Genomic DNA, 14,818 nt, shown 5'->3' on the forward strand with positions numbered 1-14,818 from the left:
AGCTCGCCGCGGTGAGCGCCGGGAGTGGCCCGGGTGCTGCGCCGCAACTGAGGTGTGTTACTGACTGACTGAAACCGGCTGACTGGTTTCTTATTTCACGACGTGTTTTGTCGTTTGCGCGACATCAAAGTCCGCTTCCGTTTGCGGGATCAGGCCAGCCTTGCGGGCGGCGTAGAACTCGGCCATGACTTGTTCGCGCGTCACGTTGCTGGCGGCGGTGGCCGGCGTTTTCGGGTAGTCGACTTCGCTGGTGGCGATTTCGCCGGCGTTGCGGGCACGGATGTATTCGGCCGTGACGTCGGCGCGTGTGAGTTGCTGGCTGGCAGCGGCTGGCGCGGCGCTTTGGGCGAAAGCCGAGGTAGCGGTGGTGATGGCAAACAATGCTGCGATGAGTGATTTGGCTTGCATGATAAAACTCCAAAATGTGCATGATGGCTGGGTGGATGGGCCGGATCGCCACGTACCGGTCGGTTCGGCGGCAGGGCGCTGGTGGGCGCCCTGCCGCCGATGAAGCAGTTTCTGGATGAGAAGATGCTTACTTGAATTAACTATAGCAATGAATATTACATTTGTGAAGTAATTTTTGAAAATATTTGTGCGCCGCCGCATTTCCCCCAGGGAAAATGCCGTGCAGACGTGCGCCGCTGGCCAGGCCAGGGGAGTAAGCTGGTTTTTTTATCAAGGGGAGCCAGCCATGAGCAGCAGTTCACTCGATCCGGACAATTTGCCCGTCACGCCCGACCGTATCCTGGGCAGCGGCCATGGCAAGGGCGCGCTTGGGCCCAGCGACAGTTCCGACAGCGGCAGCGACATGCAGGGCGTGCCGGGCCAGGACCCGGAAGCGCTCGAGAACGACAGCGATGCGGCCGGCACGGGCGAGCGGGCTGGCGTGGAGCCGCAGAATACGGCGCCCGATGGCGGCGATATCGACGTCGACCATGTGGAAAGCGTGGCGCCCGTGCGGCCGGCAGAGGAGGAGGGCGAGGGCGAACCCGGCGGTTCGCGGGGGACTGCGCCGCGCCCCTGACGGCTGCTGGCGGCACGGTCACCACGAATTACTGTCTCTCCTGCGCCATCAGCGTAAAATGCGGTCAAGGCGGCGTGCGCGCCGCCATGGCCAGCCGGCCGGCACAGGATAGGATGTCAGAGGATGCAAACGCAGATGTCGGAAGAGAAAGAAAAAGACTTGATGTCGATGTACCGCGAGACGCGGCCGCGCGAGTTTTTTGGCGAAAAAAGTAACACCAATCACCTGGCCTGGAGTTTGCTGGTGGTCTTGCTGGCGTTGGCGTTCTGGCTTGTCGTGGCCCTGGCGGCGGCGGAAAACCAGCGTTATGCCCTGGAAACGAAGGCTTGCCAGGATCACGTGTTCCCCACGGAAATCGACACGTCTTGCCTGAAGCAGGTCAAGTCGCGCGATCACTGGTGGCAGCACGTGGGCCACGCGCTGGTGCGCATGGGCGCCTGATCTTGGCGCGATCTGGCTGAACCTGCGGCGGCGGGGGCCGCTGCGGTGATGGAGCGATAGTGCGGGAGGCGCCATGCCACGCGATCACTCGCGCGAGCAGCCGCAATGGCTGCTGGCGCGCCACAGTGCCTTGACGGCGCGCCAGCTGCTGCGCGCCTATGGCTTGCTATGCCTGTTTTCCCTCGTGATTGCCGCCGCCTTTGCGCTGCGCGGCCTCTGGTACATTCCCGTCTTTTCGTTCGCCGAGCTGGGCTTGGTGGCCATTGCACTGCTGCATTATCTGCGCCATGCGCGCGACTATGAACACATCGCCCTGCGCGACGGCGAGCTGATCATCGAACAGGTCAGCGCCGGGCGCTGCCGGCGCCACCACTTTTCGCCGTGGCGCACGCGCATCGCCATGCCGCAAGGGCCGCGCCAGTTGATACGCATCAAGGATGTCGGCCAGGCTGGCGCGCATGTGGACGTGGGCGTGTTCGCCACGCCCGAACGGCGCCGGCAAGTGGCGCAGGAACTGCTGGCCCTGCTGCCACCGCCAGCGTAATCGCCTTACACGGCCCGCGACGGGCCTTCCCACAGATTGATATGCCCTTCGCGCGCCTGCACGTCGATGGCGGCCAGCTCGTCGGCCGTGAATGACAATTGCTGCAGCGCGGCCACGTTTTCGCGGATTTGCGCGCTGCTGCTGGCGCCGATCAGGGTCGAGGTGACGCGGGGATCGCGCAAGACCCAGGCCAGCGCCATCTGCGCCAGGGTTTGCCCCCGCTGCGCGGCGATCTGGTTCAGCGCGCGCACGCGGGCCAGGTTTTCCGCGCTCAGGTGCTTTTGCAGCAGCGAGCCGCCGCCGGGGCGGTTGACGCGCGCATCCTGCGGCACGCCATCGAGGTATTTGTCGCTGAGCAGCCCCTGCGCCAGCGCCGTGAACGTGATGCAACCCATGCCTTGCTCTTGCAGGGTGTCGAGCAAGCCGTCTTCCTCGATCCAGCGGTTGAGCATATTGTAGGCCGGCTGGTGGATCAGACACGGCACTTTCCACTCTTTCAGCAGGGCGGCCGCCTCGGCCGTCTTTTGCGGAGAATACGACGACAGGCCCACGTACAGCGCCTTGCCCTGCTGCACGGCCGTGGCCAGCGCGCCCATGGTTTCTTCCAGCGGCGTGTCGGCGTCGTAGCGGTGCGAGTAAAAGATGTCGACGTAGTCGAGGCCCAGGCGCTGCAAGCTCTGGTCCAGGCTGGCCAGCACATATTTGCGCGAACCGCCGCCCTGGCCGTACGGGCCCGGCCACATGTCCCAGCCTGCCTTGGTGGAAATGATCAGTTCATCGCGGTATGGTAAAAAATCGTCGCGCAGCAGCTTGCCGAAATTGCTTTCCGCGCTGCCATACGGTGGGCCATAGTTATTCGCCAGGTCGAAATGCGTGATGCCCAGGTCAAACGCCGTGCGCAGCATGTCGCGCTGGGAAGCGAGGCTGTTGCTGTCGCCAAAGTTGTGCCACAGTCCCAGCGACAGCAGCGGCAGTTTCAGCCCGCTGCGCCCGCACGTGCGGTATTGCATGGTGTCGTAGCGGTTCTCGGCGGCGTGGTAGGTCATGGCATCTCCTAGTTGAATGAAGTGCTTATTTTCGCGCAAAATCAAGGTCTGCGTGCGTGCGTGCGCCTTGCGCGCGAAGGGACGCGCCTTACAATAAGCGTTGAGAAGTCTCGCAAGGAGCGGTCATGGAAATCGAATTGAAATTGTTGCTGGCGCAGGAAGATGTATTGCGTTTGCGCGCGCACCCGCTGCTGGCGCAGTCTGCGCAAGGCGAGCCGCAACTGCTGCAGATACACGATATCTATGTCGATACGCCCGATTTGCAGCTGTGCCGCCAGCAGGCGGGCTTGCGCGTGCGGCACGTGGATGGACACTGGGTGCAAACCCTGAAGGCGGGCGGCACTGTCAGCGGCGGCTTGCACAGCCGCCACGAGTGGGAAGGCGAAGTTCCCGGGCCGCAACCGGACCTTGCCGCGCTCGATGCGGCCATCGGCCGCAAGCAGCCGATCCGCGCGCTGCTGCGCCAGGACGCCATCCGCGACGCCTTGCAGCCCGTGTTTACCACGCGTATCGAGCGCACCGTATGGCAGTTGCGCACGCCGCAGGGCGACCAGATCGAATGCGTGCTGGACCAGGGTGTCATTGAAAGCGGTGCGGATGGCGCCGTCCGCAGCGTGCCCGTCAGCGAGATCGAACTGGAGTTGAAGCAGGGGCAGGCGGCCAGCCTGTTCGACGTGGCGCTGGCCCTGCTGCAGGACGTGCCGCTGCAGCTGGGCCACATGAGCAAGGCGGAACGCGGTTACCGGCTGGCGGCATCCTATCCCTTGCAAGCCGTCAAGGCGCAGCCCCTGGCGCTGGACGCGGCCATGTCCGTGGAGCAGGTATTCCTGGCCATCGCCGGCAATTGCCTGGAGCAAGTCAGCGGCAACCAGGATGGCGTGGCGGCGGGCGAGGACGTGGAAAGCGTGCACCAGATGCGCGTGGGCCTGCGCCGCTTGCGCTCGGCGCTGGGCATGTTCAAGTCCCTGCTGGCGCTGCCGGACGCCTTGAAGGGCGAACTCGGCTGGCTGGGCGGCGCGCTGGGCGAGGCGCGCGATTGGGATGTGTTGGCTGGCAATACTCTGGCGCAGCTCGATGGCGAGGCGGCCGCGGATGCGGCGGCGCTGGCGGAGGCGGCGCACGCGCAGGCGCGGTTCAAGCACGCGCAAGCGGCCCAGGCCGTCACCTCGGCGCGCTACACGGCCTGCATGCTGGGCTTGCAGCGCTGGCTGCAGGCGTGCGCCTGGCGCGACAATTGCTCCGCGCGCCAATTGCGGCGCCTGGACGCGCACGTCTTGTCGTTTGCCCGCGCGACCCTGCGCAAGGACCAGCGCCGCCTGATGAAGCGCGGCAAGCGCCTGCTGCATGCCACGCCGCAGCAGCGCCACCGGGTGCGCATCGCGGCCAAGAAGACGCGGTATGCGACGGAATTCTTTGCCTCGCTGTTTGCCGCGCGCACCGTGCAGCCGTATGTGGGGCGGCTGTCGCTGCTGCAGGATGAACTGGGTTGGCTCAACGATGTGCAGGTGGCGGACCGGCTGCTGCAGCAATTGCCCGAGGTTCAGACTGGCCAGGCTGACCATTCCGCTCAGTCGGCCCAGTCCGCCCGGGATGGCTTGCGGCTGCACGCGGCCTTCGTGCGCGGCTATCTGGCGGCGCGCGCGCAGGCGCAGGACAGCGATGGCCGCATGCACAAGGCCTGGCGGCGCTTCAAGGCGGCCCGCTTGCCGGCCTGAGCCCGCTCTTGCCGCAGTATCAGGCCAGGCCAAGCCAGACCAGGCGCGGCTAGGCCAGCGGGCGCTGCAACCGGCGTTCGAGGATGGCCAGCGGCGATTTGTGCGGGGCGGCCATGGCGTGCACCGGCAGCAGCCAGGTTTGCTCCAGCGCATGCTGTCCCCGCAGGGCCGCGTGCGATACGGCGTCACTGAAGACGATCCACGTCTGGCCCGGCGCGAACGCATGGGTGTGCTGTTCCACCTGCGCCTGGTAGCCCAGGTCGGCCTTCATGGCGTCGTGCAGCTGCAGCATGTAGTGGTCGTAGGGCGTGCGCCGCGACTTGGTGATGCCCAGCCATTGCAGCAGGGCCGCCAGCACGGGTTGCGGACGCTTCGCGACGGGTAAAAAATGCTGCGCCACCTGCTCGAATGGCGCGCCCAGTTTCCACACGCGGGGTGCGTCGCGCGGATGGATGTTTGTGAAGACGCGCAGGATGCGCCGGCCCTGCGTGGGCGAGGAGGGAAAGCTGTCGACATGCAGGCGCGTATCGTCCTTGCGCCAGGAACTCGCCCGGCCGGCGATTTCCACGGGGCGAAAGCTGCCCTTGCCTTGCTGCAGATGGGAAGAATAGCCAGGCAGCAAGCCGCCCAGCAAGCGCTGCGTGTGCCGCGCGTAGCGCTGCATCAGCGCGGCCAGCAGGGCCGCATCGTAGGCATCGCCGTGGCCGCGCACGCCGCGCGCCGGTTCCCAGCTGATATTCTTGGCGCTGCTGGCGTTACCCACCGCGCCGTTCAGCAGCGCATGCTCTTCCTGTCGCAGGGCGAAGCCCAGGCGGGGCAACAGCAGCACTTGCCCATCTTCGAGTGCCTGCAGCGCCGCCGCCTGCTGCACGGCGCTGCCGCTGGCGTCCCACTGGTTCAGGGAAATGTCGATGAGTTTGCTCATGGCACAAACGGGGAAGACATCGGAGCGGCCAGTATGGGCGCCTGCCGCCCGCTCACGTTTGCGCTAGCGCAGGTTCAGCTCACAGTTTGCTGTTCTGGCAGCCGGCGCTCACGCATTCGCGCACGCGGTCTTGCAGGAATTGCGCGCGTTCGATGGTGGTGCGCGTGGCGCAATCGAGGTTCACATAGAAGCCCGAGCCATCCTTTTTCGAGCATCGCTCGTTGCGCTCGCTGATCCAGGAAAGCTGGCCCGATTTCAGCTTTTGCTTGCCGCCGGCATCGAGCTGGGAGCTAAGTTTCTTGTAGTTGGCGTTGAGTTCCTTGTCCGCTTCCTGGTACACCTTGTTGAGGCAATACAGGCCATCGAAGTCGTTGCGCGGCGTGTCGCAGGCCGAGTTGGCGAAGGCGGAGCCGGAGGCGCAGAGCAATAGGGCGAGCAGGCATTTTTTCATGGAGTGCTTTCAGAAAGTGGTGTGGCAGGATAGGCGAGCACGGCAGCGCTCTTGCGCATCGTATAACATTTTCCATCCGGGCCGCAGACGCTTGCGGGCGCGCCCGCAAGTGTGCCGTCAATAGGCCAGGCGGCCCGGCACGCTCACTTCGATCTGTGTGCCGGCGCCGGGCCGGCTGTCGATGCGCAGGCTGGCCCCGATGGCGGCGGCGCGCTCGCGCATGCCGACCAGGCCCCAGTGGCCGGGCCGCTGGCCCGCCTGCGCCACGGCGTCATCGAGGCCGCAGCCGTCGTCGCGCACGCGCAGGGTGAATGCCCGCTCCGCATAGTCGAGCTCCAGCACGATGTTTGCCGCCTCGGCGTAGCGCGAAGCGTTGAACAGCGCTTCGCGCGCGATGGCATAGATTTCGTCGTGCACGCGCGGCTGCAGGCGCCGGCAGATGCCGCTGACATGCACCGTGAAGGCGTGCGCGCGGTGCTCGGCCAGGCCCTTGCCGAATTGCTGCAGCGCCAGCCGCAGTTCGTCGGGTTCGGCCGAGGCGCGCAAGTCCATGATCTGGTCGCGGCCTTCGATCAGCAGCTGGTCCGCCAGGTTGAGGGTGCCATCGAGGCGTGCCCGTTCGCGCGTGCCCTTGGGCAGCATGTCCGCATGCGCATGGAACGACAGGATCAGGCCTTGCACGCTTTGCAGCAGTGTGTCGTGCAGCGAACGGGCGATGCGCGAGCGTTCGGCCAGGCGCTCCTGCAAGCGTTCCTGCAACCGTTCCTGCATATTGCGCGTCAGGTGGCGGATGCGCAGCACGTAGCCGCCATACAGCAGCAGCGCGGCGCCCAGCGCCAGCAGCACGACGAACCACGGCGTTTGCACGAAGGCGGGCGCGATGACGATGTCGAGCCCTGTCCCCTGCTTGTTCCACACGCCGTCTTCGTTGGCGGCCGTGACGTCGAAGCGGTAGCTGCCGGGGGCAAGGTTGGTGTAGTAGGCTTCGCGGCGTCCCACCGCCTCCTGCCAGCCCGTGTCCACGCCTGCCAGCCGGTAGCGCAGGCGCACGCGTTCCGGCATCGACAGGCTCAGGGCCGTGAAGCCGATCTGTAGGGTCTTGCTGCCTTGCGGCAGGTGCTGCGGCTTGCCATCGTCCAGGGCGTAACGCACGCCATCGGCCAGCAAGCTGTGGATCTGCACGGGCGGCGCCAGGGCGTTGCGGCGGATGTGCAGCGGGTCCAGCATGGCGATGGTGGCCGAGGTGGAGAACCACAGCTTGCCATCGGGCGCATGGATCAGCGACGGCACGGGGCGCAGTTGCGAGGCATGGCCCTGCAAGCCGTCGAGCGCGTCGAAGCGCTCCGAGGTAACAGCGCTGCCGTCCCGCATCCACGCGGCCAGGCTGGCGGCAGCGATATGGTCGATGCCGTCCGCGCCATGCAGCCACAGGTCGCCGTCCGGCAGGCGCACGATGCCCGATACGCCGCGAAACGCCGCCCCGTGCGCGCCGCGCAGCATCTGGAAGCGGCCGGCGCGGTACAGGGCCACGCCGTTTTCGCCGCCGGCCCACATCGCCTCGCCATCGCGGTACAGCTGCAGCACGGTGCCCACCTGCAGGCCCTCGGGCGCGCCGAGCCGCTTGACGGCGCCTGCGCGCTGGCCATCGGCCACCAGGCTGAGCGTATTGTCGGCATGGCCCAGCCAGACGGTGCCGGCGCCATCCATCGCCATGGCCGTGGTCAGCACCGCCGGCAGGCCGGACAGGCCGCCGTCGGCGATCCATTTTCCTTCGCTCAGGCGAAACAGGCCGCCGCCGGAAAACGAGGCCCACATGGCGCCCGAGCGGTCCTGCTGCAGCGCCTGCGGATCGAGTCCCAGCACGGGCGGCACCACGCGCGTCATGGCGCCGTTGCGCGCGCGATGGTGCAGCTCCTGCTCGTTGCCCAGCCACAGCGTGCCGTCGGGCGCCCAGTGGCTGGCCGCCAGTGCTCCTTTCAGTATCACTTTCTTTACTCCGTCGGCGGTAAAGCTGCGCACGTCGCCCACGTAGTCGCCGATCCACACGTCGCCATCGGGCCCCGGCAGCATGCCGGGATGGTCGAAGGGCACGGCGACGGCCAGGGTCTTCAGGCGGTTCGGCCGCAGCCGGTCCAGGCCCGTCGACGTGCCGAACCACAGATTGCCTTCGCGGTCCTGGAACGACGTTTGCGGCAGCGGGCCGCTGATGCCGTTCTGGCGCGTCAGGCGCTGGGCCGGCAGGCTGGGGCCGGAAGGATCGAACTTGCGCTCAATGCCATCGGGCTGCATCAGCCACATGGTGCCGGCGCGGTCGAAGCGGATGCCGTTGCCCGTGGCGTCGGGCCGGATGGGCGCGTCGCCGCGCGGCGCGCTGGTGCGCACGCGATAGTAATTGCTTTGCGCGTCCACAGCCCAGATGGCGCCATCGGGCGCTTCATCCATGCTGGTGAGCATGGTGCGCGGCCAGGCATGGGAAAAGCGCATCTCGCCCGGCCTGCGGAAAAAGACGCCGTGCATGGTGCCCATCCACTGCGTGCCATCGCGCCCGAACAGGATCTGGTACACGCGCTTGTCGGGCAGGCCCACGTTGGCGGCCTGCGCGACGAAGCGGTCGGCGCCCGGCGCCAGGCGCGCCGCGCCATCGCGCGTGCCGACCCAGATGGCGCCGTCGGGCGCTGCCTCGATATGGAACACGGCGCCCGGCGGCAAGCCGTCCGCTTCCCCGTACGTGCGCGTGGCACCCTGGCGAAAGACGCTGACGCCGCCGAGGCGGTAGCCGACCCAGACGGCGCCGTCAGGCGGCGTGGCCAGGCCCAGCACATTGCTCGACGGCAGGCGGTGGCCGTACACGCTGTCGACGCGGTCGAAGCGCACGCCATCGTAGCGGTACAGGCCGGTGGCCGTGGCGATCCACAGCCAGCCATCCTTGCCCTGGGCGAATTTCAGTACGTCGACGGGCGCGCCTTGCAGGGCGCCCCAGGCGTTGTGGGTGTAGTCGGACAGCAGGGGCGATGGGGCGGCCGCGCACGCGTGCAGGTGGCACGCCAGCAGGGGCAAAATCAACAGGCGGCGCAGCAGGCGAGCGGACATCGGGGCAGGGCGGGGTGGGAAGATGCTGATTGTAGCGCAGCGCCTCGCCTTTCAGCAGGCAAAAAAAAGCCCGCGCGGGGCGGCGCAGGCTTTTTCTCCTTACGTTGACAGGAACTGCTTACGCGAAGTTCTTGGCAACGAAGTCCCAGTTGACCAGGCCCCAGAACGTTTCCACATACTTGGCGCGCAGGTTGCGGTAGTCGATATAGTAGGCGTGTTCCCACACGTCGCAGGTCAGCAGCGGCTTGTCGCCGGTGGTCAGCGGGCAGCCGGCGTTCGAGGTGTTGACGATGTCGACGGAGCCGTCGGCTTTTTGCACCAGCCAGGTCCAGCCCGAACCGAAGTTGCCCACGCACGACTTGGTGAATTCTTCCTTGAACTTGTCGAACGACGACCATTTGGCGTTGATCGCGTCAGCCACGGCACCCGCAGGCGCGCCGCCGCCGGCCGGCTTCATGCCGTTCCAGTAGAAGGTGTGGTTCCATACTTGCGCTGCATTGTTGAAGATGCCGCCCGACGATTTCTTGATGATCTCTTCCAGCGACAGGTTCTCGAACTCGGTACCCTTGATCAGGTTGTTCAAGTTGGTGACATACGCCTGGTGATGCTTGGCATAGTGGTATTCCAGGGTTTCTTTCGAAATATGCGGCGCCAGAGCGTCCATTTCATACGGCAGTGGTGGCAGAGTATGTTCCATGTGATGTCCCTTTGTGGTGAATGTTCGGAGTCTTCCAGCCTGCGGCCGGAGGGTTGAGCCAAGCTTGCTTGAAGCAGGCATTCTTGCTGAACGAGCCACTATTGTAAAGCGGATGCGCCATTGCTGCAGATTCCCGCATGCGTTGCGGATACTGGTAGCGTATTGATTCTCGTTCAGGAAAATAATGGTATATGGTGAAGCGTCAGCACCTTGAGAAACCGTAGCGAGCAAGCCCGATATCGGGTTGAGTAGCGCAGCTGTACAAAAAGTACAGCGAGCAACGCCGACCCGAGAGTGGGCTGCGCAGTAGGTTTATCATGGTGCAATCCTTAGCGGATGCGGCGAGTGGTTTCCCGCACGATGAGTTCCAGCGGCGGGATGGCGGCCTGCACGGCTTCGCCATTGATCAGGCCCAGCAGCGCTTCTGTGGCGATGCGGCCGATGTCGTACAGGGGCTGATGGATGGTGGTGAGCGGCGGCGTCGTGTAGGACGAGCCGGGCAAGTCATCGAAGCCGACGAGCGAGATATCGTCGGGCACGCGGATGCCCTTGCGGTACAGGCACAGGCGCACGCCGTAGGCGGACAGGTCGTTGGCGGCGAAGACGGCGCTGAACTGCTGCTGCGTATCGAACAAATGGTTCATGGCCAGCATTCCGCTTGCTTCGTGGAAATCGCCTTCCACCATCAGCTTCGGGTCGATGGCGATGTCCGCTTCGCGCAGTGCGCGCTGGTAGCCCGTCAGGCGCTCGGCCGCATCCGTGTTGTTGGCGGGGCCGGCCACGAAGGCGATGCGCCGGTGGCCCAGTTCCACCAGGTGGCGCACGGCCAGGTAGGCGCCGTATTCGTTGTCGAGCTTGAAGCCGATGGCGCTTTTCGTGGCCAGCAGGCGGCCTGTCGAGACGATGGGACGCTGCTGCGAGAAATCGAGCACGCTCTCGTCCGAGATGCGCCCCGACAGCAAAATGATGCCGTCAACCTTTCTTGCCAGCAGCAGGCGGATGCGGTCCGCCTCTTCCTGCGCATTCCAGTGCCCGCTGACGATGACGGACGCATAGCCCGTGTCCTTCAAGCCATCGTCCACGCCGCGCAGGCTTTCGTCGAAGAAGGGGCTGGAAATATCCTGCACCACGATGCCGATGGTCATCGAGCGGCCTTTTTTCAACCCCTGCGCCATCTGGTTCGGCGCGAATTTCATGTGCGCGATCGCCGCCAGCACGGCGTCGCGCTTGTCGTCGGAGACCCTGGCCGTGCCATTCAGGATGCGCGAGACGGTGCTGGGCGACACGCCGGCCTGGCGTGCCACGTCGAGCAGGGTGGAAGGGGGAGCAGCGTGGGCGCTATCGTTCAAGGTGATTCCTGGGTATCAAGATGGCTGGTTCTCAGTGCTCTGAAAACCTTTTCATCGGAAGATTACCATAAATGGCCACGAGCAACCGCAGGTCGGTGCAGGTCGTTGCAGGTCGGCGTAGGTCGGCTTAGCCCGCAGGGCGTAAGCCGACATATTGTTGGCCGTGCACGTCGGGTTACGCGCTTGCGCGCTAACCCGACCTACGATTGAAAACGTTTTCACAAAAAACAACGGCAGCGCAAATGACGAATTTGTGCGCTTTTTCATAGGAGAAAACGCGCCACGGCGTGCCGCTTGCCACGCTGCCTTCAATAAAAATGACAACTTTTTCGGTTGACTTGATTTTCTTTGCGGTGTTAAATGGACACATGTTGTGAAAACGTTTTCAAGATAGAAGACGCTCAATAAACGGAGATGAAATAATGAAGTCAAGCATCCTTGGCGCCGCCCCGCTGGCAGCGCTGACCCTGGCCGTCAGTGTGGCCGCCGCGCCCGCAGCCGTGCCGCCGGCTGCAGCCCTGCCGACGCTGGCCCCGGCCACGATTACCGTCGCCTCGTTCCCCGACCTGGACCGCGCCGTCAAGACGGCCTTGCCCCTGTGGGAAAAACTGTATCCGCAAGTGAAGGTCAAGCTGGTCAGCCTGCAGATCGACGACCACCATAACTCGATGACGACGGCGCTGGCGGCCGGCGCGCGCCTGCCCGACGTGATGGCCATCGACTTCCGCTATGTCGGCAGCTTCGCCGAATCGAAGGGCATGGAAGATTTGCTGCAAGCGCCATACGGGGCAGGGCAGTACCGCGCCCAGTTCGTGCCGTTCACCTTCGTGCAGGCGACCAGTTCGCGCGGTACCCTGGGCGCCATGCCGGCCGACCTGGGACCGGGCACCCTGTTCTACCGCAAGGACCTGATGGACAAGGCGGGCATCAAGGAAACCGACCTGACGCAATCGTGGGAGTCGTATATCGCCGCCGGCAAGAAGCTCAAGGCCGCCACCGGTACCTATCTGCTGGCCGGCGCCAGCGACCTGGCCGACATCTATATCCGCGCCAATTTGAAAGATGGCGAAGGCATTTACTTTGGCGACAAGGGCCAGGTGCTGGTCGACTCGCCCCGCTTCGTGAAGGCGTTCGAGCTGGCCAAGGCGGCACGGGTGGCCGGCATCGATGCGCGAACCGTGGCCTGGACGGGCGAGTGGGCCGAAGGCTTCAAACGCGACAAGGTGGCCAGCCAGATGATGGGATCGTGGCTCAGCGGCCACCTGGCCAAGTGGCTGGCGCCGGCTTCGTCCGGCCAGTGGCGCGCGGCGAACTTGCCGGCCGGCGCGCTGGCGTCGTATGGCGGCTCCTTCTACGGCATTCCGAAAAAGGCGGCGAATAAAACCCAGGCCTGGGAATTCATCAAGTTCATGACCGTCAACAAGGATATCCAGCTGCACTCGCTGAAAGAGATCGGCGCCTTCCCGGCCCTCAAGGCAGCCTATGCGGACCCGATGATGGACGAGCCGCAGCCGTACTTCGGCGGCCAGAAGACGCGCCTGCTGGCGCGCGACACGGCAGCGAAGATCCCCGTCATCCGCGTCGACAAGTTCGACGCCGTGGCGCGCGACATCGTCAACATGGAACTGGAAAGCGTGCTGGCGCAAAACAAGGATATCAAGACGGCCCTGGCCGACGCCAAGGCCCTGATCACCCACCGCGCGCGGCGCTAGGAGCAGCATGACTACCTCCATGCCTTGTACCGAGGGTGCGCCCGCTGCTGCGGCAGCGCGGCCCGCAAAAAAACGCTTCAACATGAAGCAGTGGGCGCCGTACATCTTCATCAGCCCCTTCTTCATCCTGTTCGCCGTCTTCAGTCTGTTCCCGCTGCTGTTTTCCATCTATTTGTCGTTCAACCAGTGGGAAGCGGCCAGCGGCGTGGAAGCCATGCAGTGGGTGGGCTTGGACAACTACAAGTATGCCTTGAGCGACCCGTGGTTCCTGCGCTCGCTGGGCAATACCGTGTGGCTGGCGCTGGCCTCGGGCGTGCCGCAGCACCTGGTGGCCATTCCGCTGGCGGCCTTCATCCACAACAGCTTCAAGCGCTCGCGCAACCTGGTGATCGGCATCTATTTTTTACCGTTCATCACGTCCAGCGTGGCCATCGCCATGGTCTTCAACACCCTGTTCTCGCGCGACTATGGGCAGATCAATGTACTGATCCAATGGTGCGCCAGCCTGCCGCTGGTGGGCGGCCTGTTTCCGGCAGAATCGATCGACTGGCTGGGCAGCTCGCTGTTCATCAAGCCGGCCGTCGCCTTCGTGATTTTCTGGCGCTACCTGGGCTGGAATCTGGTGCTGTACCTGTCCGCGCTGCAGGTGATCCCGAAGGACCTGTACGAAGCAGCCACCATCGATGGCGCCTCGAAACGCCAGCAGTTCTGGTACATCACCCTGCCGCAGCTGCGCCCCATGATCTACCTGGCCGTGACCCTCACCATCATGGGCAATCTGCAGCTGTTCGAGGAGCCGTTCGTGCTGGTGGCCGAATCGAGCGGCGTGAGCCAGTCCGTGATGACGACGGCCATCTTCGTCTACAAGACGGCGTTTTCCTCGGGCGACTTCGGCACGGCGTCGGCCATTTCCTGGCTGCTGTTCCTCATCATCGCCAGCACCACCTGGGTCAACAACCGCATCTTCAGCCGCAATGAACGCAAGGAGGTCCGATGAAAACCACCCGCTGGACGGCCTACGCCATGGTGGCCATCGGCGCCCTGATCATGGTCGCGCCGTTCTACTTCATGTTCGTCTTCGCCACGCACACGAGCGCCGAGATCTACAGCCTGCCGCCGCCGCGCTGGTTCGGCACGGCCCTGCTGAACAACATCGAGCTGCTGCAGGAGCGCCTGCCATTCTGGCGCAATATCGGCATCAGCCTGTATGTGGCCCTGATGACGACGGCGCTGACCCTGTTCTTTTGCTCGCTGGGCGGCTATGCGTTCGCCATGTACGAGTTCCGCTTCAAGCGGCCCTTGTTTACCCTGGTGATGGCGTCGATGATCATCCCGTCGTTCATGAACATGATCCCCACCTTCATGCTGATGGATTTCCTCGGCTGGCTGGACCAGCCGCGCGCCCTGTACGTGCCGGGAGCGGCCGGCGCACTGGGGATTTTCCTCATGCGCCAGTACATCGGCACGGCGATACCGAAGGACCTGATCGAGGCGGCGCGCATCGACGGCTGCGGCGAATTCGCCATCTACTGGCGGGTCGTGCTGCCGCTGATCGGCCCCGCCATGGGCACCCTGGGCCTGATCACCTTCATCAACTCGTGGAACAATTTCATCACGCCGCTGGTCGTCATGCGCTCGGTCGAGAACTACACGATCCCGCTGGCCCTGCGCAGCATGCAGGCGCCCAACAACACGGAGTGGGGCTCGCTGATGACGGGCGCCGCCATTGCCGTGCTGCCGCTGCTGCTGATGTTTTTTGTTGCCTCCAAGCGCCTGATCGAAGGGCTGACCCAGGGCGCCGTCAAAGGCTAGCACTCTTTT

At 64.7% G+C, this 14,818-nt stretch carries 14 protein-coding genes; 7 read left to right on the forward strand and 7 right to left on the reverse strand.

Annotated features, from left to right (window positions below; genetic code table 11):
- Positions 1-90: 90 nt before the first annotated feature.
- Complete coding sequence (locus LSO07_RS08020; RefSeq protein WP_151093213.1) at positions 91-408, reverse strand: DUF4148 domain-containing protein; 318 nt, start codon at positions 406-408, stop codon at positions 91-93.
- 286 nt (positions 409-694) lie between these two features.
- Between LSO07_RS08020 and LSO07_RS08025 the strand changes: the two genes are divergently transcribed.
- The 3 genes from LSO07_RS08025 (at position 695) to LSO07_RS08035 (ending at position 2,012) form a co-directional block, all read left to right on the forward strand.
- Entirely contained in the window at positions 695-1,027 is a 333-nt protein-coding gene (locus tag LSO07_RS08025; RefSeq protein WP_151093215.1) for a hypothetical protein, read from the forward strand.
- A gap of 123 nt (positions 1,028-1,150) precedes the next feature.
- Positions 1,151-1,468, forward strand: coding sequence for a hypothetical protein (locus tag LSO07_RS08030; protein ID WP_034782067.1), 318 nt, complete (start codon positions 1,151-1,153; stop codon positions 1,466-1,468).
- A gap of 73 nt (positions 1,469-1,541) precedes the next feature.
- Entirely contained in the window at positions 1,542-2,012 is a 471-nt protein-coding gene (locus LSO07_RS08035; protein WP_070253504.1) for a DUF2244 domain-containing protein, read from the forward strand.
- 5 nt (positions 2,013-2,017) lie between these two features.
- Here LSO07_RS08035 and mgrA read toward each other — a convergent pair whose 3' ends face one another.
- The gene (gene mgrA, locus LSO07_RS08040) at positions 2,018-3,058 is read right to left on the reverse strand and encodes an L-glyceraldehyde 3-phosphate reductase (protein WP_151093217.1); all 1,041 of its coding nucleotides are present in this window, start codon (positions 3,056-3,058) and stop codon (positions 2,018-2,020) included.
- 125 nt (positions 3,059-3,183) lie between these two features.
- Here mgrA and LSO07_RS08045 point away from each other — a divergent pair, with 125 nt between their 5' ends.
- A complete protein-coding gene (locus LSO07_RS08045) occupies positions 3,184-4,773 on the forward strand; it encodes a CYTH and CHAD domain-containing protein (protein WP_151093219.1) in 1,590 nt (529 codons plus the stop codon).
- 49 nt (positions 4,774-4,822) lie between these two features.
- Here the strand turns inward: LSO07_RS08045 and LSO07_RS08050 are convergent, their stop codons facing one another.
- The 5 genes from LSO07_RS08050 to LSO07_RS08070 all read right to left on the reverse strand — a co-directional run bounded on the left by LSO07_RS08050 (position 4,823) and on the right by LSO07_RS08070 (position 11,285).
- On the reverse strand, positions 4,823-5,698 hold the full coding sequence (locus LSO07_RS08050; protein ID WP_151093221.1) for a Kdo hydroxylase family protein: 876 nt from the start codon (positions 5,696-5,698) through the stop codon (positions 4,823-4,825).
- 79 nt (positions 5,699-5,777) lie between these two features.
- Positions 5,778-6,149 carry a lysozyme inhibitor LprI family protein gene (locus tag LSO07_RS08055; protein ID WP_034782071.1) on the reverse strand — a complete coding sequence of 124 codons (372 nt, stop codon included), beginning with the start codon at positions 6,147-6,149 and terminating at the stop codon, positions 5,778-5,780.
- Between the two features lie 117 nt (positions 6,150-6,266).
- Entirely contained in the window at positions 6,267-9,239 is a 2,973-nt protein-coding gene (locus tag LSO07_RS08060) for a sensor histidine kinase (RefSeq protein ID WP_151093222.1), read from the reverse strand.
- Between the two features lie 118 nt (positions 9,240-9,357).
- Positions 9,358-9,936, reverse strand: a complete 579-nt coding sequence (locus LSO07_RS08065) for a superoxide dismutase (protein ID WP_034751750.1) — start codon at positions 9,934-9,936, stop codon at positions 9,358-9,360.
- A gap of 329 nt (positions 9,937-10,265) precedes the next feature.
- Positions 10,266-11,285, reverse strand: a complete 1,020-nt coding sequence (locus LSO07_RS08070; RefSeq protein ID WP_034751748.1) for a LacI family DNA-binding transcriptional regulator — start codon at positions 11,283-11,285, stop codon at positions 10,266-10,268.
- A 422-nt stretch (positions 11,286-11,707) separates the two neighbouring features.
- Between LSO07_RS08070 and LSO07_RS08075 the strand changes: the two genes are divergently transcribed.
- The 3 genes from LSO07_RS08075 to LSO07_RS08085 are packed head-to-tail and all read left to right on the forward strand — an operon-like array spanning position 11,708 to position 14,809.
- Entirely contained in the window at positions 11,708-12,997 is a 1,290-nt protein-coding gene (locus tag LSO07_RS08075) for an extracellular solute-binding protein (RefSeq protein ID WP_151093223.1), read from the forward strand.
- Between the two features lie 7 nt (positions 12,998-13,004).
- A complete protein-coding gene (locus tag LSO07_RS08080) occupies positions 13,005-13,994 on the forward strand; it encodes a carbohydrate ABC transporter permease (RefSeq protein WP_225317211.1) in 990 nt (329 codons plus the stop codon).
- The gene (locus LSO07_RS08085; protein WP_151093225.1) at positions 13,991-14,809 is read left to right on the forward strand and encodes a carbohydrate ABC transporter permease; all 819 of its coding nucleotides are present in this window, start codon (positions 13,991-13,993) and stop codon (positions 14,807-14,809) included. The genes LSO07_RS08080 and LSO07_RS08085 overlap by 4 nt, the downstream gene beginning before the upstream one ends.
- The last annotated feature ends 9 nt before the right edge of the window (positions 14,810-14,818 follow it).

The sequence above is a fragment of the Janthinobacterium sp. PLB04 genome (assembly GCF_021165895.1).
GTDB classification, from domain to species: Bacteria; Pseudomonadota; Gammaproteobacteria; order Burkholderiales; family Burkholderiaceae_D; genus Janthinobacterium; species Janthinobacterium lividum.